Here is a 23414-nt window from a genome sequence, read left to right as displayed (position 1 = left end):
ACAACTGTCCCTTACTGGGAACATCAGCTTTCCCTTAATAAACACCCTAGGCAGATTGTGCCTTCAGAAAAGCAGCAAATTCCTCTAACGCTATCCGCAGGCGATCGCCCGCCACCTCAACAAAATCATTGTGATCGGCACCCTCGACCCAGAGGGAAAATTTTGGCTCACGGGCAATGGCAAAAAGGTATTGGCCATGACGAAAGGGCACGATGCTATCGGCAGTACCGTGGAGAATCAACAGCGGCACCTTGACTTGCGGCAGTTTATCTCGGTTGATAAAGCGATCAAAGGGAAACAACGGGAAAGGTACCACCACCCGAAAGATGGAAGTAAAGGTACTTTCTAAGACCAACCCCGCAATTGCAACCTGTGTTGCCAGTTCCGTCGCCACCCCACCGCCAAGGGAACGGCCATAGAGAATCACCCGCTCTGGGGGGACTCGCAGTTCCTCTGTGAGATAGGTATAGGCTGCCAAAGCATCTGCGTAGGCATGACGCTCACTAGGGCGACCCGAACTCAAGCCGTAGCCACGATAGTCGTAGGCGAGGACGGAAAACCCCCACTGCCGCAGCGTCTGTAGAAAGGGTTCCACCATGCCGAGGTCTTCCCCATTGCCGTGACTAAACAGCAGCGTAAAGTGAGCGTCTGGGTTGGCAACATACCGCACCGCAAGGCGATCGCCCTGCCCCACTGGAATCAGCCGGATCTCCTCAGAAAGGGAGTAGGTAGGACGGGGTGGATGGAAGATGAGGGCATCGGCGCCAAAGTAGAGATAGACCGCAATGATCAGATAAATCAGGAGTGCCGATCGCCCCAAGCGCAGCCAGCTCCACTCCCCCAGTACCCAATCTTGTAGCCAACTCATTTAGTCTTTGAGTTCAGGCTCGGTGCCACCAGTGTCCCTAAGGGTTGATCCACCTGCTGAGCCAGCGTCGGTACCACTTCCCGCGCTCGCGCAATCACCTGCCCCGTGGTGGCATCGTAAATTTGCGTCAATAGCTTGGGATAGAGGCCAATGCCAATAATTGGTACCAAAAGACAGGCAATGATAAACACCTCGCGGGGTTCAGCATCCACAAGGGCTTCATGCTCCACCAGTTCCTTGTTTTCAGGGCCGTAGAAAATTTCCCGCAGCATCGACAGCAGGTAAATCGGTGTCAAGATCACCCCCACTGCCGCCAAAAAGACCACAATCACGCGGAAGGGCAACGAATAGGCATCACTAGTGGCAAAGCCAATAAAGACCATGAGTTCAGCCACAAAGCCACTCATCCCCGGCAGGGCAAGGGAGGCCAAGGAGCAGGCCGTAAACATGGCAAAGATCTTCTTCATTTTCTGGCCAACACCGCCCATTTCCTCAAGGATCAGCGTGTGGGTACGGTCATAGGTGGCTCCCACCAAAAAGAAGAGACTCGCCCCAATTAAGCCGTGGGAGACCATTTGTAGCATTGCCCCACTCATGCCCAAATTGGTAAACGAGGCAATCCCAATCAGCACAAAGCCCATGTGGGAAATCGAGGAGTAGGCAATTTTGCGCTTGAGATTGCGCTGCGCATAGGAGGTCAGCGCCGCATAGATGATGTTGACCACCCCCAAAATCACCAAAACGGGGGCAAACTTGGCATGGGCTGCCGGCAGCATATCGACATTCATGCGAATCAGGGCATAGCCGCCCATCTTCAGGAGAATCCCCGCCAGCAGCATGTGCACCGGCGCTGTTGCTTCACCGTGGGCATCCGGCAACCACGTGTGCAGGGGGACAATCGGCAGCTTGACGCCGTAGGCCACCAAAAAGCCGGCATAAACCAGCAGTTGAAACCCAATGGCATAGTCCTTGGCCGCCAAGGTCTGCATATCAAAGCTAATCGTGTCGCCATAGAAGGCCATGGCCAAACCCGCCACCAAAATAAAGAGGGAGCTACCAGCCGTGTAGAGAATGAACTTTGTTGCCGCGTATTGACGCTTGTGCCCCCCCCAAATGGCCAGTAGCAGGTACACCGGAATCAGCTCCAGTTCCCACGCAAGGAAAAAGACCAGCATATCCTGCACGGCAAAAACGGCAATCTGGCCACCATACATCGCCAGCATTAAGAAATAAAACAGTCGCGGCTTCAGGGTCACTGGCCAAGCCGCCAAAATCGCCAGCGTGGTAATAAAGCCCGTGAGTAAAATCAGCGGCATCGAGAGGCCATCTGCCCCCACTGACCAGCGCAGGCCAATTTCGGGAATCCAGTCATAGCTTTCCCACAGTTGCATGCCGGGGGTGTTCAGGTCATAGAAATTCGTGAAGGCATAGACAATCAAGGCAAAGTCAATCAACCCCACCGTCAGGGCATACCAGCGGATTGGGCGTCCTTTGCCTGTGGCATCTGGAATGAAGGGAATCGCCAAGGAAGCCACAATTGGGAACAGGATAATCGTTGTCAGCCAAGGAAACGTACTCATGGCAGTCGTGTTTACTCCTCCAGCAGTTGGGAAAGAACCATGACCGGGGTTAGGCTTGCACCGAGAAGATGACAAATCCCAACACCGCCAGCAGCACAATGAGGGCGTAGAATTGGGCACGGCCATTTTGGAAGTATTTCAGTCCTTCACCAGTGACCATCGTGACAAAGCCCGTGAGGTTGACCACGCCATCCACCACGTTGTAATCCACTTCCAGGACCTGACGCGCCAAGCGACGACAGCCTTTAATGAAGACCGCTTCATAGAGTTCATCGAAATACCACTTATGCAGTGAGAACTGGTACAGCGGTTGAATGGCTTTGGCGATCGCCTGCGGACTGGGAGTGCCCTTGAGATACATCAGGGAGGCCAAGGTAATGCCAATCAGGCCAATGCCTACAGAGCTACCGCCAAGGATGAGAAACTCTGTCAAATCTACCGCGTGCTCCGCCACCATCTCCTCACCGGGAGCATGGATAAAGGCCTCAAAGAGATTGTTGAAGGGGGTACCCACAAAACCAATCAACGTCGAGGGAATCGCTAGCACCACCAAGGGTAGGGTCATTGTCCAAGGAGATTCATGGGGTTCAGCAGCGTGCTGATCGTGGTGGGCATTGTGATCATAGTGCTCCTGTAACTCTGGGGGCACATTACGGAACTTGCCCTCAAAGGTCATGAAGTACATGCGGAACATGTAAAAGGCGGTTAAGCCCGCCGTGAGCCACGTCAGCAGCCACATTGCCGGGTTGGCATGAAAAACCGCGCCTAAAATTTCATCCTTTGACCAAAAGCCAGCAAAGGGAGGCACGCCAGAAATGGCCAAGCACCCCACTAGAAACGTTGCCCCCGTAATCGGCATGTACTTGCGCAGCCCCCCCATGTAGCGCATATCTTGAGCCAAGTCTGGGTTATGGCCAACCACCCCTTCCATGCTGTGGATGACTGACCCCGATCCAAGAAAGAGCATCGCTTTGAAGTAGGCATGGGTCATCAGGTGAAAAAGGCCAGCACTGTAGGCACCCACGCCCATCCCCATGACCATATAGCCCAGTTGGGAAATGGTTGAATAGGCCAAGCTCTTTTTGATGTCGTTTTGGGTGATGGCAATGGTTGCCCCCATAAAGGCCGTAAAGGCCCCCGTCCAAGCAATGATCGTCATCACTTGGGGCAATTGCTCAAACACAGGGAACATCCGCGCAATCAGGAAGACCCCGGCTGCCACCATGGTTGCCGCGTGAATCAGAGCAGAAATGGGGGTCGGACCTTCCATCGCATCCGGCAGCCACACATGCAGGGGAAACTGGGCAGATTTGGCCACAGGACCGAGAAAGACCAAGATGGCAAGAATGGCGGCAAGACTAGGGGAAAGTAGGCCGGTATTGACCAGTTCCGTCAGGCGATCGCCCATGCCACCAAAGTCAAAGGTACCCGTTGCCCAAAATAGCCCCACCATGCCCAACAAAAGGCCAAAATCACCGACACGGTTGGTAACAAATGCCTTCTGTGCTGCTTCCGCCGCGCTTTTGCGGTCATACCAGAAGCCAATCAGCAGGTAGGAGCACATCCCCACCAATTCCCAAAAGATATAGACCTGCACCAAGTTGGGACTGACCACCAACCCCAGCATCGAGGAGCCAAACAGGCTGAGATAGGCAAAAAAGCGAACATAGCCCGCATCATGAGCCATGTAGCCATCGCTGTAGAGCATGACTAAAAAGGCCACCGTTGTGACGATGACCAACATCAATGCCGCTAAGGGGTCAATCACGTATCCCATGGCAATGTGGAGATTGCCCGCCGCTGCCCATTCAATCATTTGCGTATAGGGGGCGTGGCCTTGGACTTGACTCCAGAAAAGGCTCAGAGAATGCACCATGGCGATCGCCATCAACGCCATGATGAAAATGGCACTGGGTCGCCGCAGTTTCGAGGTGGTCTCTGAAAAGGCAATCAAGCCAAAGCCAACAATCAGCGCTCCCAACAGGGGTAAAACGGGAATCAGCCAAGCATATTGATACAGGGGTTCCATGCGTGCCACCTAACTTTCCATGAGAGCTGCCTGCTTGGAAAGACGAACTAGGTATGAATCACTAGTGCAGGCAAAACCCTTTACATTCTGCCACATCCGTTTTAACAACAGATGCCGGAAATCGGTTGCAGAAAATCAAAAAACAGGTTTTCTTCAGGTTTGTTACTGCCAACTAGGGCATGACAGGTCAGGGAACAGGCAGATAAGGTTGGCTCGTCTAACGATGCATTGACGCACAAATAAGAGGAACTGCGATGGAATTGAGTTTTCCTATGGCACGATTTCACCGAGCCGGCGCTGCAATTGTAGGGGCGATCGCCCTGATTTTCATCCCCCATACCACCCTTGCCCAAAATGCCCCTGATTCTCGCATGGTGCAACGGGTCGAGAATGCCACATTTGTCCTTGGCGAGTTTACATTTAACAACAACAACCGCATTCCACCGAGGATTGTCCAGCGCGCTCAAGGAATTGCCATTATTCCCAATGTCGTTCAAGCGGGCTTTCTCTTTGGGGGCCGCCGTGGGGCCGGTATTCTGCTTGTGCGCAATGAAAATAATGAATGGAGTAAGCCCGCCTTTATCACAATGACCGGCGGGAGCTTTGGCCTGCAAATTGGTGCCCAATCCACGGATGTGGTGCTGGCCTTCATGGATAAATCCGTCGTCATGCGCAGCTTGGCGCAGTCCTTTCGTCTAGGCGGCAATGTCTCCGTTGCGGCAGGCCCTGTGGGTGGCGAAGTCGTCAGTCCTACGGATCCGAGTCCCCAAGTCTTTTCCTACACACGCAGTGCGGGTCTGTTTGCCGGCGTTGCCCTAGAAGGCGCCAATATTAGTTTTGACCGCCGAAGCAGCAGCCGCTTCTATGGTCGACCCAATCTTACTCCGATGCAAATTTTCGAGAACTCGCCCCCCCTCCCTTCCCCTCCCGTCCTCAATGGTCTCTACAATGCCCTTGCCCGTGCAGCGCGCTAATCCCTTCTCAAGACAGTGATAAGATAGCAGTCAATAGTCCGCACTGTATAGAAGGAACACTATGGCACAGGGACAGGGTTTTGGCTTCGGTCTTGGCAAAATGAAGGAGCTGGCCGCAGCCATCCAGAAAGCACAACAAGTTCAAGAAGGCGCCAAGAAGCTGCAAGAAGACCTCGAAAAAATGGACATTGAGGGTCAAGCAGCGGGGGGTGCCGTCAAAGTGATTATGAGTGGTACCCAAGAACCCCGCCGCGTCGAAATCAGCCCAGATCTCCTGAGTGAAGGGGCTGAAGTGCTCTCTGATTTGGTGACCGCTGCCATGCGCGATGCCTACCAAAAATCCACCGCTACCATGCGGGAACGGATGGAAGAGTTAACAGGTGGCTTGAACGTTCCGGGTCTCGGTTAATGCACTTCCCCGCCCACCATGGCACCCAAGCTGCGGCTCCTGATTGTGGAAGATGATCCAATGATGCAACTGGGGCTAGGACAAGCCCTAGGAGAGCAGTTTGCTGTGGTGGGTTATGCCGAAGATGGCTATGGCGCCATTGATATGACACGGCAGTTGCAGCCGCAAGTGGTCATTATGGACATTGGCCTACCAAGGCTAGACGGGATTGCCGCCACCCAACGGCTGAAGCGAGAATTTCCTGACATTCATGTGGTGATGCTTACCTCCCACCAATCGGCTCTTGAAGCTGTTGCTGCCCTTTCTAGTGGTGCCGATGCCTACTGTATCAAGGGAGAAACCGTTGAGCGATTACTGATGGCGATCGCTGCTGCCCAAGAAGGAGCCACTTACCTTGATCCCCAGATTGCCCGCCATGTGATCCAGCACCTGCATCCGCCCCAACCGACAATGGACTATCACCTGTCGCAGCGGGAACTGGATGTCCTGAAGCTGATGGTGGAAGGCTATAGTAACCCTGAAATTGCCAGTAAGCTGTTTCTCAGTCCAAATACTATCAAGACCCATGTGCGGGGTATTTTGAACAAGTTGGCGGTGGATGACCGTGTGCAGGCGGCGGTTGTTGCACTTCGTAACGGTTTAGTCTAGGCCTTCCCCAAGACTCAAGGACACTTGTTATCGTGAAGGGGAACCGTCGGTGTGTTGATCCTGTGTCCCATGGCATCCCATAGCAATGAGGCAACGGTTTTAGCCTCGGATCAAGAATCATCCCCCTTTCTGCAAATGAGTACGCCCGCTTCCGTCGAGGAATTTCCACTCTTGCAACCCACGGTACGGGTAGGGCGATCGCCCCACAACGAAATTGTGATTTCCTATCCGACCATTTCGCGGCATCACTTTGAAATTGTTAAGACGGACACTGGCTATCGCATCCGTGACTTGGACAGTAAGCTCGGTCTGGTCTATGGCGATCGCCCCCCTGTTGTTAATTCTCTTTATTATTCCCCAAGTCACATTTGGGGGCGGGATTATTGCCCCCTCTCAGATGAATCCGATTGGCCAAGTCATGAATGTCTTTACCCTAACCAAGTGGCCCTTTGAAGCCTTTGTCACAACTACAAAAGTGGGCAAGGATGTCGCTTTGGATCCCTGCTGGACGAAACCCAATGAAACCCATCCCCCCGAAAGCTGTCGTTGCACGGGTGCCCAACTCTCTAAGACCTGCTACTTCCCGGGGGTTTGTGGCTACTACACCCCAGCCCTTGATGAGGCCGAACCGCAAAAGCCCACGGAACCAGGAACGCCAACCACCCCAGCCGCCTTTGCCACCTTCCAAGAGGAGATGACCAACTACAAGGATGATCTGCAGATTTGGCAAGAACGGTATTCTAACTGGATGCTGAAGCGGGAAAAAGCCATTGGCCAAGCAGAAGGCATTATTGACCGGCTCTACAACATTTATGGTGAGATCTTTGACGTGAATGTAGCGGGGCACTGGCTGATCATCAGCTTGTTTATTGTCCTCATGTTTGCCATGATTGTCGGCATTCAGATCTATTTCGACACCCTCCACTAGGGGCGTGACTGGTGAATTCTCTGATCCCACTAGGGCAAACCCAACTTCAAGAGTACGTCACCGCCTTGGCGTGGGGCGATCGCCATCTGTTGGCCGCTTCCGCCGCAGGAGAGGTCTATCACATTGATCCAGAGGTGGGTGAGCAACTCATCTTGCAAACGGCGACCGATCAAAGCTTAACGATCCTCGCGGTGGCCAGCGATCGCCAGTGGTGGGCAGCGGCGGGAGAGCAGGGACGGGTACTCATTGGTTCCTTAGCTCACCCTGAGAATCTTCAGGTGCTCCACTACGGTTCCCACTGGATTGATCAACTGGCTTGGCATCCCACATTGCCTTGGGTTGCTTTTAGTCTTGGTCATTACGTCCAGATTTGGGATGCGGCTCAAGCCGATGTCATTGCCACCCTTGATTTTGCGGCCTCGTCAGTGCTGGCTTTGGCTTGGCAACCTACGGGTGATGCTTTGGCCGTTGCCGGTTATGGCGGTGTGCGGGTGTGGTCGGCTAAAGATTGGGATGCCGATCCCCAAGAATTGGGGTTTATGTCTGCAACAGTGGGCGTAGCCTGGTCTGCCACAGGGGAATATTTCGCGGCCAGCAACATGGATCACACCCTTTTTGTCTGGCGTTGGGGCGATCAGTATCCGTGGCACATGCAGGGCTTTCCCGGTAAAGTGCGGCATCTTCACTGGTTGGAAACCACTAACCAAGCCCCCCAGCTCCTGAGCAGTTCCCAAGAGGGGATTATCCTCTGGCGCCTCAGCGAGGATGCAAGCGGCTGGCAACCCCAAGTGCTGGATCTGCACCGTGGCACTGTGCGCGCCCTCTCTATTCATCCCCAAGGTCAAGGCTTCGTGTCCAGTGGCGATGAGGGATGGCTGTGTTATTGGCAGCAAACTCAACCGCAGGAGTTACTGCAAGGTGCCCAAGAATACTTCACAACTCTTGCTTGGCACCCCAAGGGATCGTATTTAGCCGCCGGGGGCACCCAAGGGGAACTCTGGGTTTGGCAAGCCGGTTAGGGAGAACCCGTGTGGTAGGATGTTGCTGCGGGTTTAAGCTAGAGTGCCGATGAAACTCATTGATCGCTATGGCCGTCTTTTTGGCAAGCTGAGTCTTCTAGACCTTGGGGCAGGGCTTGTTCTCCTGTGCGTTTTGGCGGGCTTGTTCCTCCTGCCGGGGCGATCGGGCACCTCGTTGGCACAAATGACCGCTGCCCAACCCATTGAAGTAGATGTTCTCGTTCTGGGTCTGAGTACTCCCACTCCCCAAGACCTAATTCCCAAGAGCAGTACCGCCAACTTTATTATTCGCAACCAGCCCTACGGCCAAATTACTGTGAAAAATGTCCAGGTTCTGCCGCGCACAGTTACTGTTTCCCAGCCCGATGGGTCGGTTAAAGCGCTGCCAGATCCCCGCCCAGAGATGGCCTACAGTAGCAACTTGCTCCTGACCCTCGAAGGCCGAGGCCAAATCACGAACAATGGCCCGGTGCTAGGGAATATGGCCATCAAAGTGGGAACGCCCGTAGAATTAGAGGGCAAAGAGTATAATTTCCGTGCCTCGGTGATTGCCGTTAGGCCGTTGTAGGACAGTAGGCAATGCAGTCAATTTCGACCTTGGCTCCCTTCGGCAGGCGCGATACTTCCACACAGGCACGGGCAGGCGCTGTCTCAGCATCCATGTACTGAGCATAGATTTCATTCATGGCGGCGAAGTCATTGAGGTCTGCAAGATACACGGTTGTTTTCACCACCTGTGACCAATCGCTACCGGCGGCCTTGAGGACAGCACTGAGATTATCCATCACTTGGCGGGTTTGCTCCTTGACATCTTCGCCACCAACAATCTCACCCGTTTTTGGATCAAGGGCAATTTGCCCTGCGAGAAAGACCCATTCCCCTTGCCGCACGGCTTGGCTATAGGGGCCGACCGGCCTAGGCGCATCAGTGGTACAAATAATCACTTTTGTCATAAAACTTAAAACAATTTACATGTCGGGGGCGATCGCCCCAAAAGCCGATTCTACAGGGAATTGAGCCACGGCCACCTGTATTAAATCAATGGATATGATAGCGCATATATTATGCATTTATACCCCCACAATCATGTCAAGAATTCAAGCATCTTAAATAATGTTAATTATCGGCAAAGTCTGTACTCCCCTTCTATAATGCTGAATTGAGCATTCGCCTCCTGAACGGGCTTTATCGTTCCATTCTGGGTCTTTAGATTCACGATTCTTCACAATCATTGATCTAAAGATCTTTCTATATTGCCGAGGTGAATGCCCTCGTTCCTTCCTTGCCTAAGAGAGAGGAGAGACTCGATGACCATCAGTCCACCGGAGCGAGAGCCAAAGGTCAGAGTCGTGGTTGACAATGACCCGGTGTCCACATCGTTTGAAAAATGGGCAAAACCCGGGCATTTTGACCGCACCTTGGCCAGAGGACCCCAAACCACCACATGGATTTGGAACCTCCACGCTCTTGCCCACGATTTTGATACACACACGAGCGACCTTGAAGATATTTCCCGCAAGATCTTCAGTGCACACTTCGGCCATCTGGCTGTGGTGTTCATCTGGCTGAGTGGGATGTACTTCCACGGTGCAAAATTCTCAAACTATGAGGCTTGGCTGGCCGATCCCACCGGTATCAAGCCCAGTGCTCAAGTGGTCTGGCCCATTGTGGGTCAAGGCATTCTCAATGGTGATGTCGGCGGTGGTTTCCACGGCATCCAAATCACCTCGGGGCTATTCCAACTGTGGCGTGCCTCTGGGATCACCAATGAGTTCCAGCTTTACTGCACCGCAATCGGTGGCTTGGTCATGGCTGGCTTAATGCTCTTTGCAGGCTGGTTCCACTATCACAAGCGCGCTCCTAAGCTGGAATGGTTCCAAAACGTGGAATCCATGCTCAACCACCACCTCGCCGGCTTGCTTGGCTTGGGGTCTTTGGCTTGGGCAGGTCACCAGATCCACGTCTCGCTACCCATCAACAAACTCTTGGATGCAGGGGTTGCTGCTAAGGATATTCCCTTGCCCCACGAGTTTATCCTTAACCCCAGCTTGATGGCCGACCTATATCCCAAAGTGGATTGGGGTTTTTTGAGTGGCGTCATTCCCTTCTTCACCCTTAATTGGGCTGCCTACTCGGATTTCCTGACCTTTAACGGCGGCTTGAACCCTGTTACCGGTGGCCTGTGGCTGTCGGATACGGCTCACCATCACGTGGCGATCGCTGTCCTTTTCATCATTGCCGGTCACATGTACCGCACCAATTGGGGGATTGGCCACAGCCTCAAAGAGATTCTTGAAGCCCACAAAGGCCCCTTCACCGGTGCCGGCCACAAAGGTCTGTACGAAGTGCTGACCACCTCTTGGCATGCCCAACTGGCGATCAACCTAGCCATGATGGGTTCGCTGAGCATTATTGTGGCGCAGCACATGTATGCAATGCCCCCCTATCCTTACTTGGCCACCGACTATCCCACCCAACTGTCGCTGTTTACCCACCACATGTGGATTGGCGGCTTCCTGATTGTGGGTGGTGCTGCCCACGGTGCCATCTTCATGGTGCGTGATTACGATCCGGCCATGAATCAAAACAACGTTCTGGATCGGGTACTGCGCCATCGCGATGCCATCATTTCTCACCTGAACTGGGTGTGCATCTTCTTGGGCTTCCACAGCTTTGGTCTGTACGTCCACAACGACACGATGCGTGCCTTTGGTCGTCCCCAAGATATGTTCTCGGACACTGGCATTCAGCTTCAGCCTGTCTTTGCCCAATGGGTACAACACCTACACACCCTAGCCCCCGGTGGTACGGCTCCCAATGCTGCTGCCACCGCTAGTGTTGCCTTTGGTGGTGATGTGGTTGCTGTCGGTGGCAAAGTCGCCATGATGCCCATTGTTCTGGGAACGGCCGATTTCATGGTGCACCATATTCACGCTTTCACCATCCACGTGACAGTGCTGATTCTGCTGAAGGGCGTCCTCTTTGCCCGCAGCTCTCGCCTCATTCCCGATAAAGCCAACTTGGGCTTCCGCTTCCCCTGCGATGGTCCCGGTCGTGGCGGTACCTGCCAAGTCTCCGGTTGGGATCACGTCTTCTTGGGTCTGTTCTGGATGTACAACTGCATCTCTGTTGTGATTTTCCACTTCAGTTGGAAGATGCAGTCGGATGTCTGGGGTACTGTTGCTCCCGATGGCACGGTATCTCACATCACGGGCGGTAACTTTGCCCAAAGTGCCATCACCATCAATGGCTGGCTACGGGACTTCCTGTGGGCACAAGCTTCTCAGGTGATTGGCTCCTATGGTTCAGCCCTATCCGCCTATGGTTTGTTGTTCTTGGGTGCTCACTTCATTTGGGCCTTCAGCCTCATGTTCCTCTTCAGTGGTCGTGGCTACTGGCAAGAGCTGATTGAGTCCATTGTTTGGGCCCACAACAAGCTGAAAGTTGCACCGGCCATTCAGCCCCGTGCCCTGAGCATTATTCAAGGCCGTGCCGTCGGTGTAGCCCATTACCTCCTAGGGGGGATTGCCACTACTTGGGCATTCTTCCTAGCTCGGATTATTTCTGTAGGATAGGGGCGAGGAGGAGATAACCAACTATGGCAACTAAATTTCCGAAGTTTAGCCAAGACCTCGCACAGGATCCGACCACACGCCGGATTTGGTACGCCATCGCCATGGCTCACGACTTCGAAAGCCACGATGGCATGACCGAGGAAAATCTTTACCAGAAGATTTTTGCCTCCCACTTTGGGCATCTGGCCATCATCTTCCTGTGGGTGTCTGGTAGCCTATTCCACGTTGCGTGGCAGGGGAACTTTGAACAATGGATTCAAGACCCTGTCAACACCCGTCCCATCGCCCATGCGATCTGGGATCCTCAATTTGGCAAAGCCGCAGTGGATGCCTTTACCCAAGCGGGGGCTGCTAACCCTGTGGACATTGCCTACTCCGGTGTCTATCACTGGTGGTACACCATCGGTATGCGCACCAACGGTGACCTCTACCAAGGTGCCATCTTCCTGCTGATTCTGGCTTCGCTGGCTCTCTTTGCCGGCTGGCTGCACCTACAACCCAAATTCCGTCCTAGCCTCTCTTGGTTCAAAAATGCCGAATCGCGGTTGAACCACCACTTGGCCGGTCTGTTTGGCGTTAGCTCCTTGGCTTGGGCGGGTCACCTGATTCACGTGGCCATTCCGGAGTCCCGTGGTCAGCACGTGGGCTGGGATAATTTCCTGAGCACCATGCCCCACCCCGCTGGTTTGGCGCCCTTCTTTACGGGCAACTGGGGTGTCTATGCCCAAAACCCTGACACGGCTAGCCACATCTTTGGCACGGCACAGGGTGCTGGAACGGCGATTCTCACCTTCTTGGGTGGCTTCCATCCCCAAACGGAGTCCCTGTGGCTCACGGATATGGCGCACCACCACCTTGCGATCGCGGTGCTCTTTATTGTGGCGGGTCACATGTACCGCACCCAGTTTGGGATTGGCCACAGCATTAAAGAGATGATGGATGCCAAGGACTTCTTTGGCACGAAGGTGGAAGGTCCCTTCAACATGCCTCACCAAGGCATCTATGAAACCTATAACAACTCGCTACACTTCCAGTTGGGTTGGCACTTGGCCTGCTTGGGCGTGATCACCTCCTTGGTAGCACAGCACATGTACTCGCTGCCACCCTATGCCTTCATTGCCCAAGACCACACCACGATGGCTGCCCTCTATACCCATCACCAGTACATTGCTGGCTTCTTGATGGTGGGTGCCTTTGCCCATGGGGCTATCTTCTTGGTGCGGGACTATGATCCAGCCCAAAACAAAGGCAATGTGTTGGATCGGGTACTACAACACAAAGAGGCGATCATTTCCCACCTAAGCTGGGTGTCCCTCTTCTTGGGCTTCCACACCTTGGGTCTCTATGTCCACAACGATGTCGTGGTGGCCTTTGGTACCCCCGAAAAGCAAATCCTCATTGAGCCGGTGTTTGCTCAGTTCATTCAAGCGGCCCATGGCAAACTGCTCTATGGCTTTGATACGCTGCTGTCGAACCCCGATAGCATTGCTAGCACCGCTTGGCCGAACTACGGCAATGTCTGGCTACCCGGCTGGCTCGATGCCATCAACAGTGGCACCAACTCTCTGTTCTTGACGATTGGCCCCGGTGACTTCTTGGTGCACCACGCCATTGCCTTGGGTCTGCACACCACCACCTTGATTTTGGTCAAAGGTGCGTTGGATGCCCGTGGCTCCAAACTGATGCCAGATAAGAAAGACTTCGGCTATGCCTTCCCCTGCGATGGCCCCGGCCGTGGCGGTACCTGCGATATTTCTGCATGGGATGCCTTCTATCTGGCCATGTTCTGGATGCTGAACACCATTGGCTGGGTTACCTTCTACTGGCACTGGAAACACCTTGGTGTCTGGGAAGGCAATGTGGCTCAGTTCAACGAAAACTCTACCTACCTCATGGGTTGGCTGCGGGATTACCTCTGGTTGAACTCCTCCCAGCTCATCAATGGCTACAACCCCTTCGGCACCAATAACCTGTCGGTGTGGGCATGGATGTTCCTGTTTGGTCACCTTGTGTGGGCAACAGGCTTCATGTTCCTGATTAGCTGGCGTGGTTACTGGCAAGAGCTGATTGAAACCTTGGTGTGGGCGCATGAGCGCACTCCCTTGGCCAACTTGGTGCGTTGGAAAGACAAGCCGGTGGCGCTGTCGATTGTGCAAGCCCGCTTGGTGGGTCTGGCACACTTCAGCGTTGGCTACATCTTGACCTATGCGGCCTTCCTGATTGCCTCAACCGCAGCCAAGTTCGGTTGATCTACTTAAGTTAAGTTAAATTTTGTCAGCTCCCCTGCCTCTAGGTGGGGGATTTTTGTGTTTGATAACAAGTTGTAGCTGCTTGTTTCAGAGCGAGCCAACTGATTCCTTGCTAGTGACCACAGTTAGGATTTTTTAACATATCTCAATATCTCAGTACCTAAAAACGTTTTTCAATGACATCACGCTACTTTTTAGATATCCTAGGACTGAATTTTGCATTGATAAGGGTGTGTCTGAATTGAGGACGGTTGTAATGCGTGATACATTTAACCTAGCTATTTTAAGGTTTTCATCTAAGAACCCTATTGAAGGCTTGTTGGCTCAAGTTAATACTGAAGAAACTTCCCAAATTGTCGGTGAAAATTCAGTGAATCCAGCTTTTGATCTCAACAATTTGGGGAGCCTTTTAGCGCAAGTCATTATTGCAGTTGCTTTGCTGCTCATTGGCTGGATTGTTGCCACTATTCTGGCAAAGATAACACGCTCGGTTTTGAAACGAATGCGGGTTGATGAACGATTGACCCAATTCTTTGGTGGAAATGAGTCGCTCCAAAGCATATCAGTGACTGCGATTCTGGCAGCAGTAGTTTTCTGGGTCATTCTTTTGCTGGCGGTGGTGGCCTTTTTAGATGCCCTGCGCTTGACGACAGTGTCACAGCCCCTCAATGCGTTTCTCAATCAAGTTTTTAGTTTCCTGCCAAAGCTGGGGGCAGCGATCCTGCTGGCGGATGTAGCTTGGGTAGTAGCAACTATATCGAAAATGGTGGTCACTCAGTCTGCCCGTTCTTTGAATTTGGATCGTCAACTCCCCCTTGAATCTGAGGGGAATGGTTCCTCAGAGGGGCCGGCCACCATGTCTGTGGCTGAGATGTTGGGAAATACCCTCTATTGGTTTGTTTTTCTTTTCTTCCTGCCCCTAATTTTGGGGGTGCTTGATCTGCAAGGCTCATTGCAGCCTGTACAAAATCTCTTGAATGATATTCTAGGCGCACTGCCTTTTGTCTTTAAGGCGGTGATTATCGCGGTTGTCGGTTGGTTTATTGCCCGCATTGTCCGCAGTTTAGTCATTAACTTAATGACGGCCATGGGAATTCAGCGCATTGGTCAGCGCCTCGGTCTAGGGCAAACCAGTTTAGGGGAATCCCTAGCAACGGTCATCGGTACGATTGTCTATGTCTTAATCTTGATTCCGACGGCGATCGCTAGCCTTGATGCGCTACAAATCGTGGCCATTACGGAACCGGCAACGGCAATGCTAAACCAAGTGCTGACGGCATTGCCGAAAATTTTTACTGCAGCCATTATTCTGCTGCTGGCCTATGTAATTGGCCGCTTTGTGGCGGAGACGGTTACCAATTTCCTGCAAACCATCGGCTTTGATCAAGTGTTGGTCTGGCTAGGTCTAGAGCGTCCGATGGTGGATTCTCAGGAGTCTCAGCCTGCGGAGGCACCCGAGCAGCGCTGGCGACAGCCCTCAGAAGTGATGGGCATCGTTGCCTTTGTTGGCGTTTTGTTATTTGGAGCGATCGCTGCCGTTGATGTACTGGATATTCCTGCTCTCAGTGCTTTTGTCACTGCCCTAGTAGTGGTGATTGGTCGGGTGTTGGTCGGAACGCTGATCTTAGCGGTAGGGTTGTACTTTGCCAATTTAGTATTTCGGCTTGTTGCTAGTTCTGGCACCTCCCAAGGGCGTTTTCTCGCTCAGGCGGCACGGCTAGCAACGATGACGTTTGTGGGGGCAATGGCTCTGCAGCAGATGGGCATTGCAACGAGCATTGTCAATTTAGCCTTTGGCTTGCTCTTTGGTTCTATTGCGGTGGCGATCGCCCTTGCCTTTGGCTTGGGATGCCGGCAAATTGCAGCGGCTCAAGTTGAGGAATGGCTGAATTTGCTCAAAGGCAGAAATTCTGAAAATAATTGAGGCAAGTAGCAAGAGCTGGCCTAGGGATTCAGTTTTTCCCACAAAAGGGGGAGAAAGGTGTCCTCTCCCCCTCGTCTGGTAATCAGACTAGCGGAAGGAGGGTTGGTGGCGGATCAGATCTAGGAACTCTTGGCGGGTGCGGGCATCTTCAGCAAACACCCCTTGCATTGAACTGGTGACCGTCCAAGAGCCCGGTTTTTGTACGCCTCGCATCACCATACACATATGGGTGGCCTCAACAACCACAGCCACCCCTTGCGGTTTCAGGAGTCCTTGCAAAGCATTTGCAATTTGTTGGGTCAGGCGCTCCTGCACCTGTAGCTGCCGCGCATACATCTCGCAAATGCGGGCAATTTTTGACAGGCCAATGACCCTGCCATTGGGAATGTAGGCGACATGGGCTCGCCCAATGATTGGCAGAATATGGTGCTCACAACAACTAAAGAGATCGATGTCGCGCACCAAGACCATCTCATTGGTGTCTTCGTAAAAAACGGCACCATTCAGCAACTCATCCAAGGATTGGCGGTAGCCACTGGTTAAAAACTTCAAGGCTTGAACAACCCGTTTGGGGGTATCCCGCAGGCCTTCGCGATCAGGATTTTCCCCTAGCCCGATGAGGAGTGTGCGAACCGCCTGCTCCATCTCAGCATCTGACACCTGGGTCGAGACGCAGGTGGGTATACTTTCAAGGCTGCTTTGCACGGTTAACAACTGGTTACGGGATTGCTGGGACATAGGGTACCTAAAAATAATAACGATTATCATTCTATTTACTGGTGGAAATGGTGTCAAGGAAACTGACATGAAAGTCGGTTTAGTTGAGCATAGAATTTACAGAGGAAAAGCAGTCAAAATAAAATCCCCCTCATCCGCACTGGGAGAGGGGTTAGGGCGATTGAATCTACTAATTTAGCTTATCTAAAGCTGCGGTACAAAGCGCTCTTTATCGGGAACAACGGTGTATTCAGCAACAATTTGCCGGAACTCTTCACCATCAATGGTTTCTTTCTCTACTAGGAGATCGACGAGGCGGTCAATGACCACGCGATTGTCCCGGATAATCTTGATGGCAAGTTCGTAGCTGTGCTGCACCAACTCCCGCACTTGGGCATCAATGCGAGCCGCAATTTCTTCGGAGTATTCTGTTCGAGACACCAAGTCCCGCCCCAAGAACACTTCACCGTTTTGGGTTTCCAAGGAGAGAGGTCCTAGATCTGACATACCAAAGCGGGTCACCATTTGCCGTGCCATCGCTGTCACTTGCTGCAGGTCATTGCCAGCACCAGTCGTGACTTCAGCATCGCCAAAGACGACGTATTCAGCAGCCCGACCGCCCAAGGCACCAGCCATCCGCGCCATCAGTTGCGATCGCGAGATCAATCCGGAATCCTCTGAAGGCATGAACCAAGTCAGGCCACGGGCTTGACCACGAGGCACTAATGTCACTTTTTGCACAGGATCGTGATCCTTGAGCAGCGTACCGACAATGGCATGACCCACTTCGTGGTAGGCGATGAGGCGCTTGCTCTTGCCGTCAATCAGCGGTGTGCCCTCCATACCAGCAACAACCCGGTCCACGGCATCGTCAATTTCCAGCATGGTGATGGCGGGTTTCCGCCGCCGGGCCGTGAGAATCGCCGCTTCATTGAGGAGGTTGGCCAAATCGGCACCCGTAAAGCCGGGGGTACGGCGAGCGATCGCCTCAAGGGAAACTTCGGGCGCCAATTTCTTGTTGCGGGCATGCACCTTGAGAATCGCCAAGCGACCCTTAATATCCGGCGCATCCACCACCACCTGTCGGTCAAAACGACCCGGACGCAGGAGAGCCGCATCCAAGACATCCGGGCGGTTGGTTGCCGCAATCACAATGATGCCGGTATTCCCCTCAAAGCCATCCATTTCGGTCAGCAGTTGGTTGAGGGTTTGCTCCCGCTCATCGTTACCGCCGCCAATGCCAGCCCCGCGTTGGCGACCCACAGCATCAATTTCATCAATAAAGATGAGACAGGGAGCATTTTCCTTGGCCTTGCGGAACAAGTCCCGGACGCGGGAGGCACCAACACCAACAAACATCTCGACAAATTCTGAACCCGAGATGGAGAAGAAGGGTACCCCTGCCTCACCCGCGATCGCCTTGGCGAGCATCGTTTTCCCCGTGCCGGGGGGACCTACTAGGAGAACCCCTTTGGGAATGCGAGCACCCACCGCTGTAAATTTCTCGGGCTTCTTCAGGAAGGTGACCACCTCTTGTAGTTCTTCCTTGGCTTCATCGACACCAGCAACATCGTCAAACATGACACCCGTTTTGGCCTCCATTTGGAAGCGGGCGCGAGACTTACCGAAGTTCATCGCCTGACCTGGTCCTCCGGGCACGTTGCTGGAGCGGCGGAAGAGGAAAAAGAGTCCCCCCAAGAGCAAGACGGGGAAGAGTAAATTACCCAAGAGTCCCCACAGGGCACCATCATTGCGAGCGGGATGGACATCAATTTCTATGTGCTGCTCCCGCAGTTTACTAATGACTTCTGGAGCCGTCCCCGGCATATCTACCCGTACCCGCAGGGGACGACCGTTAATCAATTCTGGATCAGAGACATCCACAATGGCGGTGCGACCATTATCGAAAATGTCCACTTTACTAATGCGACCCGCATCTAAATAGTTGAGGAATCGCCCATAGCTCATGCGCGTACTGGCAGTATTCAGAGGAGGCTGACTTTGATTGAGCATAAAGTTGCTCGCCCCCTGCCAGAGGAGAACCCCCATGAGCAGTAGGGGGATTGACCAAAGGAGAACTGTTTTCCAAGAGACTTTCATTGGCGGCGCTTTTTATCAGGTTCTTAACTAAATTTAACATATCCCTCCCAAAGGGGGAGTATTAGTTCATCATGCCCTCAAGCAGGCGATCGCGCCGTTGCTGGAGAACTGCTTGCAGCAGAGGATAGCCCCGTAACTCAGGATCCTGGGCGATCAGTTCACTGGCCGCCGATCGCGCCGCCTCTAGGCAATCTTGATCCTCAACAAGGCTAGCGAGGGCAAAGTCCGGTAATCCCGATTGCCGCGTCCCCAAAACCTCCCCCGGACCGCGCAGCCGCAGATCCATCTCTGCAATAAAGAAGCCATCCTGAGACTGCGCCAGCACATTCAGCCGTTGCTTGGCAGCATCATTGCGAGAACTATTGAGCAGCAGACAATAGGACTGTTGGGCACCCCGCCCCACCCGCCCCCGCAGTTGATGGAGTTGGGATAGGCCAAAGCGTTCAGCATGTTCAATGAGCATCACCGTGGCATTGGGGACATCCACCCCCACCTCGACCACCGTGGTAGCCACCAGAATATCCAATTCCCCCTTGGCAAAGGCTTGAATCGTGGCATCCTTGTCACTCGATGCCATGCGACCGTGGAGCAGCCCGACGCGAAAATTGGGAAAAATCTCCGTTTGTAATCGCTCGTGCTCGGCAATGGCGGATTTCAGATCCAGTTTTTCCGATTCCTCAACCAAAGGCAGGACAATATACGCTTGCCGCCCTTGGGCCACTTCACGGCGGATTAAATCATAGGCGCAGGAGCGATCGCCCCGTCCCAAGACGGTTGTTTGAATCGGCTGCCGACCGGGGGGCAATTCATCAATTTGACTCACATCCAAATCCCCATGGAGGGTCAAGGCAAGCGTGCGGGGAATCGGTGTCGCCGTCATAGTCAACACGTGGGGCAGGAGTCCCTTGGCTTGCAGCTTTGCCCGTTGTGCCACCCCAAAGCGGTGCTGTTCATCAATCACCACGAGACCGAGGCGCTGAAACGTCACCCCCTCTTGGATCAGAGCATGGGTGCCCACCAGCACCGGCAATTCCCCCGTTGCCAATTGATCCAGAATCTGGCGGCGCTTGGCTGTACGTATCGATCCTGTGAGCAATTCCACCGGCACATGCAAAGGGGTGAGCCATTCCAAGAGCTTGCGGTAGTGCTGCTCCGCCAGAACCTCTGTGGGTGCCATCAGAGCTGCTTGGTAACCCGACTGCACAGCCGCCAATAGCGCAATCACAGCGACAACGGTTTTGCCGGATCCCACATCCCCTTGGACAAGGCGATTCATGGGAATCGGGCGCTCTAAATCCGCCAAAATTTCCGCCACCACCCGCTGCTGCGCCCCTGTGAGTTGAAAGGGCAGCCCCTGGTAAAACTGCTCAATCAGTTCCCCTTGGGGGTTGAGGGGGGCACTGGCCTGCTGTTGCTGCTGGCGCCGCCGTTGGAGCAATCCCAGTTGCAGGTAGAAAAATTCATCAAAAATCAGCCGCCGCCGTGCCAGACTCAGTCGCCTTTGATCCGCGGGAAAGTGAATGTGCCGCAGCGCCATGTCTAAGGGCATGAGTTGATGACGTTGGCGCAGCGCCTGCGGTAGGGGATCAGGATAGCCCTGCACCAAGGGCAGAACGCGATCGACCGCACGGCGAATCACATCGGGAGATACTCCCTCCGTTAAGGGATAGACCGGCACAATACGGCCAATCGTGAGGGAGTCTATTTCTGCCCCAGCATGATCCAGCACTTCCAACTGCGGATCTTCAAGGGTAAGGCCATACTTCGTCAGTTTCACGAGGCCAGAGGCAGCAACGATGGTCTGTGGGGCATAGAGGCGTTTTTGCTGCTCTTGCCACCCCCGTTGGGCATAGCGGGCACCCGCATAGAAGCGACTCAGGCGAATTTGCCCGGTGCGATCTTGAAGAACAATTTCTAAAATCGTCAGCTTGGCATTGCGGGGACTGGTAAAACAGTTGCAACGGCGGACTTTACCCACAAGGGTGACGGTCTCCCCAGCTTGGAGTTGCCGAATCGGCACTTGGCGGGCATAGTCAATGTGATCGCGGGGGAAGTAGTAAATGAGATCCGCAACCGTATAAAGCCCAAGTTTTTCCAGTTTCGCCGCAGTGCGCTCACCAATCCCATTCACTGTTTTGAGCGCTTGATCGAGGGGACGGGGGCGCGGGGGTGGACTCGTGAGTTGTTTGTGGACATCGTGGAGCAGTTGGCGCGTTTTCACCACGAGGTGTTGTCGTTGGCTGGGGGAGAGATCGTTGTAGTGGGCATAGGCTGCCGCCGTTTCCTGCCAGCGATCGCGCACCTGAAGGGGGAGTTGTTGCAGAGGGGCTTGCGTTAACGCTGCGTGTAAATACTCATTAAACCTATAGGTATTGCCCTGAAGGTTGCAAAAACCCCGCTCCGTTTCAATGGCAAGGGCGCGTTGTAGGCGTGGCCAGTCAAGGGACACAGCAGGCCTCCTTCCCTATTGCTCACCATCCATTGCTTCGGGGACACTGGCGGTCGCGTCTGCGGCTTCATTGGCTTTCCACGTTTGCCACCATGCCCGACTGGCCTTGAGAACCAGATATTGCCGCTGTTTTTTATGCAGTTGCTTCTGGAGGGTGGCCAGACGTGCTTCCAGTTGGCGAATTTGACTGCGCTGATTGCCGAGGGGAGGATGCTGAAACTCCAGTTCCTCAAGTTGCAGGTAAATGGCTGCCATGGGGTGATGACTGGAAGATTCCCTTGGGGACTCACTGGTGTCTCGCTCCTCTTCGCCCTCCTCTTGTAGTTTCTGCTCATCTAGCATCATCGTCAACAAATGGGGAATCCGCCCAAGGGGACGATTTTCCGCCTTACTGGCAATCTCTAAAATGACCGCGATTGGGGCAGGCGGTAAGATAGCCGCCCGTTGCAGTAGATGGTTCATCTTGAGCGAACTTTGATAAAGAACTTGGCTCAATTGCTCCGATAGGGAGGGGGGTTCCTGTTCCTTGGTTGCGTTTTCTTCCCCATTCGTCGCCTCTTGCTTTGCAGTTGAGTCTTCTTGGCGACGGGGCTGTAGGCCTAAAATCGTGGTTTCCAAGGCGATCGCCAGTTCAACAATCTGACGCTGAAGATCCTGTCGCTCTGGGTCTTCAAGGGTCAAAAATTTCTCTGGAAAGACTTGAGTGCACACCTGATAACTGACGGTGATCAACTGCTGGCGGGCAATGGGGGCGAGCATTTCTAGATAAACATCATAAAGCTGACGCATTTCCGCCAAGGCGGCCAATAGCATCCCCTGTAACCCTAAAATTTCCCGCTCAACGGCTTCTAAGTTACCCGACATACACGCCTAACTGGCAAAACAGTGCTGCTGCGTTTAAGAAGACTGTTTCTACAATCTATTACAACATCTTGGCGAGGATAGCCTGTTCACCGACTCATGGCAAGATAGTGGGGTTGCAAAGGTGAGACAGAAACGTGGATATTATTCTCTGGCTGCAAGCAGTCATCCTCGGCTTCGTGCAAGGTATTACAGAGTTCTTGCCCATTAGCAGTACCGCTCACTTGATTCTCTTTAGTGACCTCTTGGGGTGGAAAAGTGTCTGGCATAAAACTGCCCTAGATGCGATGCAATTTGGTAGCGTGATCGCGGTTTTTGGCTATTTCTGGCAGGATATTCGCCAAATTGTCCAAGGGGCTTGGCAGGCATGGCAACAGCGGGATTGGCAGCGGGAAGAATGGAAACTGTTGGTTGGGATCACGGTGGGCACGATTCCCGCACTAGCGGCAGGACTTCTTCTGAAATGGGCCAAAGTTGAGTTGGATCGGCCTCAGATCATTGCCACGATGGCGATCGCCATGGCAATTCTTTTGGGATTCGCAGAAAAATGGGGTTCCCGCAAACGCACCTATCAAGACATTGGCATTTTAGATGGCTTTCTAGTGGGTTGTGGCCAGATGATTGCCCTGCTGCCGGGGGCTTCGCGTTCAGGCTCCACGCTAACGACAGCTTTATTTTTAGGGCTGGAGCGGCAAACAGCGGCGCGCTTTTCTTTTCTGTTGGGCATTCCCACACTGACGATCGCCACCCTTGTTCAAGCCAAAGATGTTTTTGATGAGGGGACGCTGTTTATTCCTCTTGTGATTGCCACACTCTCGAGCATGGTTTTTTCCTATTTGGCGATCGCTTGGCTGCTGCGATTCCTGCAACGCCATTCCACTTGGGTCTTTATCTGGTATCGCATTGGCTTGGGAACTGCATTGTGGGGCGCGATCGCCCTCGGTAGTCTGCGAACCTAAGGAACAACATTTAGCAAAATTTAACCTAACCTGTGGTCGAGATCACAGGGAAACTACGGATGCCTTGCCATACTAGATGTGGAATCGTAAGAATAGGCGATTTCATAGTCGCAGTTGATATCTAG

At 53.4% G+C, this 23414-nt stretch carries 19 protein-coding genes; 11 read left to right on the top strand and 8 right to left on the bottom strand.

The features are described 5' to 3' along the window. Nucleotides 1-46: 46 nt before the first annotated feature. Genes RHH53_RS01410 through RHH53_RS01400 form a run of 3 tightly spaced genes read right to left on the bottom strand, consistent with a single transcriptional unit; the run spans nucleotide 47 to nucleotide 4477 of the window. Complete coding sequence (locus RHH53_RS01410; protein ID WP_310743991.1) at nucleotides 47-868, bottom strand: alpha/beta hydrolase; 822 nt, start codon at nucleotides 866-868, stop codon at nucleotides 47-49. After that, nucleotides 865-2448: a photosynthetic/respiratory NAD(P)H-quinone oxidoreductase subunit D1 gene (gene ndhD1 / locus RHH53_RS01405; protein ID WP_206200741.1), complete on the bottom strand. Its 1584-nt coding sequence runs from the start codon at nucleotides 2446-2448 to the stop codon at nucleotides 865-867. The genes RHH53_RS01410 and ndhD1 overlap by 4 nt, the downstream gene beginning before the upstream one ends. Before the next feature lie 49 nt (nucleotides 2449-2497). Further along, nucleotides 2498-4477, bottom strand: coding sequence for an NAD(P)H-quinone oxidoreductase subunit 5 (locus RHH53_RS01400; protein WP_302678652.1), 1980 nt, complete (start codon nucleotides 4475-4477; stop codon nucleotides 2498-2500). Between the two features lie 272 nt (nucleotides 4478-4749). Here RHH53_RS01400 and RHH53_RS01395 point away from each other — a divergent pair, with 272 nt between their 5' ends. The 7 genes from RHH53_RS01395 to RHH53_RS01365 all read left to right on the top strand — a co-directional run bounded on the left by RHH53_RS01395 (nucleotide 4750) and on the right by RHH53_RS01365 (nucleotide 9023). Further along, entirely contained in the window at nucleotides 4750-5451 is a 702-nt protein-coding gene (locus tag RHH53_RS01395) for a lipid-binding SYLF domain-containing protein (RefSeq protein ID WP_225901613.1), read from the top strand. A 61-nt stretch (nucleotides 5452-5512) separates the two neighbouring features. Further along, complete coding sequence (locus RHH53_RS01390; RefSeq protein WP_206200739.1) at nucleotides 5513-5860, top strand: YbaB/EbfC family nucleoid-associated protein; 348 nt, start codon at nucleotides 5513-5515, stop codon at nucleotides 5858-5860. Nucleotides 5861-5878: 18 nt separating this feature from the next. Then, nucleotides 5879-6508, top strand: coding sequence for a response regulator transcription factor (locus tag RHH53_RS01385; RefSeq protein WP_302677081.1), 630 nt, complete (start codon nucleotides 5879-5881; stop codon nucleotides 6506-6508). Between the two features lie 69 nt (nucleotides 6509-6577). Further along, on the top strand, nucleotides 6578-6961 hold the full coding sequence (locus RHH53_RS01380; RefSeq protein ID WP_302677080.1) for an FHA domain-containing protein: 384 nt from the start codon (nucleotides 6578-6580) through the stop codon (nucleotides 6959-6961). Then, entirely contained in the window at nucleotides 6906-7436 is a 531-nt protein-coding gene (locus RHH53_RS01375) for a hypothetical protein (RefSeq protein WP_310453155.1), read from the top strand. The genes RHH53_RS01380 and RHH53_RS01375 overlap by 56 nt, the downstream gene beginning before the upstream one ends. A gap of 11 nt (nucleotides 7437-7447) precedes the next feature. Further along, entirely contained in the window at nucleotides 7448-8455 is a 1008-nt protein-coding gene (locus RHH53_RS01370; protein WP_310453154.1) for a WD40 repeat domain-containing protein, read from the top strand. Nucleotides 8456-8504: 49 nt separating this feature from the next. Next, nucleotides 8505-9023: a DUF4330 domain-containing protein gene (locus tag RHH53_RS01365; RefSeq protein WP_206200736.1), complete on the top strand. Its 519-nt coding sequence runs from the start codon at nucleotides 8505-8507 to the stop codon at nucleotides 9021-9023. Here the strand turns inward: RHH53_RS01365 and RHH53_RS01360 are convergent. After that, nucleotides 9010-9408: a RidA family protein gene (locus RHH53_RS01360; RefSeq protein WP_302678649.1), complete on the bottom strand. Its 399-nt coding sequence runs from the start codon at nucleotides 9406-9408 to the stop codon at nucleotides 9010-9012. The two genes, RHH53_RS01365 and RHH53_RS01360, sit on opposite strands and share 14 nt — an antisense overlap. A gap of 414 nt (nucleotides 9409-9822) precedes the next feature. On the opposite strand from RHH53_RS01360, the gene psaA reads away from it, so the two are divergent. The 3 genes from psaA to RHH53_RS01345 all read left to right on the top strand — a co-directional run bounded on the left by psaA (nucleotide 9823) and on the right by RHH53_RS01345 (nucleotide 16203). Continuing rightward, nucleotides 9823-12030, top strand: a complete 2208-nt coding sequence (gene psaA / locus RHH53_RS01355) for a photosystem I core protein PsaA (RefSeq protein ID WP_399373354.1) — start codon at nucleotides 9823-9825, stop codon at nucleotides 12028-12030. 23 nt (nucleotides 12031-12053) lie between these two features. Next, on the top strand, nucleotides 12054-14279 hold the full coding sequence (gene psaB, locus RHH53_RS01350; protein WP_206200733.1) for a photosystem I core protein PsaB: 2226 nt from the start codon (nucleotides 12054-12056) through the stop codon (nucleotides 14277-14279). Between the two features lie 256 nt (nucleotides 14280-14535). Further along, complete coding sequence (locus tag RHH53_RS01345; protein ID WP_206200732.1) at nucleotides 14536-16203, top strand: mechanosensitive ion channel; 1668 nt, start codon at nucleotides 14536-14538, stop codon at nucleotides 16201-16203. A gap of 87 nt (nucleotides 16204-16290) precedes the next feature. On the opposite strand, the gene folE is transcribed toward RHH53_RS01345, so the two are convergent. The 4 genes from folE to RHH53_RS01325 form a co-directional block, all read right to left on the bottom strand. Then, on the bottom strand, nucleotides 16291-16941 hold the full coding sequence (gene folE, locus RHH53_RS01340) for a GTP cyclohydrolase I FolE (protein ID WP_310437911.1): 651 nt from the start codon (nucleotides 16939-16941) through the stop codon (nucleotides 16291-16293). Nucleotides 16942-17124: 183 nt separating this feature from the next. Further along, complete coding sequence (gene ftsH2, locus RHH53_RS01335) at nucleotides 17125-19020, bottom strand: ATP-dependent zinc metalloprotease FtsH2 (RefSeq protein ID WP_206200729.1); 1896 nt, start codon at nucleotides 19018-19020, stop codon at nucleotides 17125-17127. Between the two features lie 61 nt (nucleotides 19021-19081). Beyond that, a complete protein-coding gene (gene recG, locus RHH53_RS01330; RefSeq protein WP_310453152.1) occupies nucleotides 19082-21469 on the bottom strand; it encodes an ATP-dependent DNA helicase RecG in 2388 nt (795 codons plus the stop codon). 15 nt (nucleotides 21470-21484) lie between these two features. Next, nucleotides 21485-22333, bottom strand: a complete 849-nt coding sequence (locus RHH53_RS01325) for a hypothetical protein (protein WP_310437910.1) — start codon at nucleotides 22331-22333, stop codon at nucleotides 21485-21487. Between the two features lie 134 nt (nucleotides 22334-22467). Between RHH53_RS01325 and RHH53_RS01320 the strand changes: the two genes are divergently transcribed. Then, complete coding sequence (locus tag RHH53_RS01320) at nucleotides 22468-23289, top strand: undecaprenyl-diphosphate phosphatase (protein ID WP_206200726.1); 822 nt, start codon at nucleotides 22468-22470, stop codon at nucleotides 23287-23289. Nucleotides 23290-23414 lie beyond the last annotated feature (125 nt).

Origin of the sequence: Thermosynechococcus sp. PKX82 (genome assembly GCF_031583255.1) — a bacterium.
Classification (GTDB): Bacteria; Cyanobacteriota; Cyanobacteriia; order Thermosynechococcales; family Thermosynechococcaceae; genus Thermosynechococcus.
This window is presented reverse-complemented; position numbering and strand designations above follow the sequence as displayed.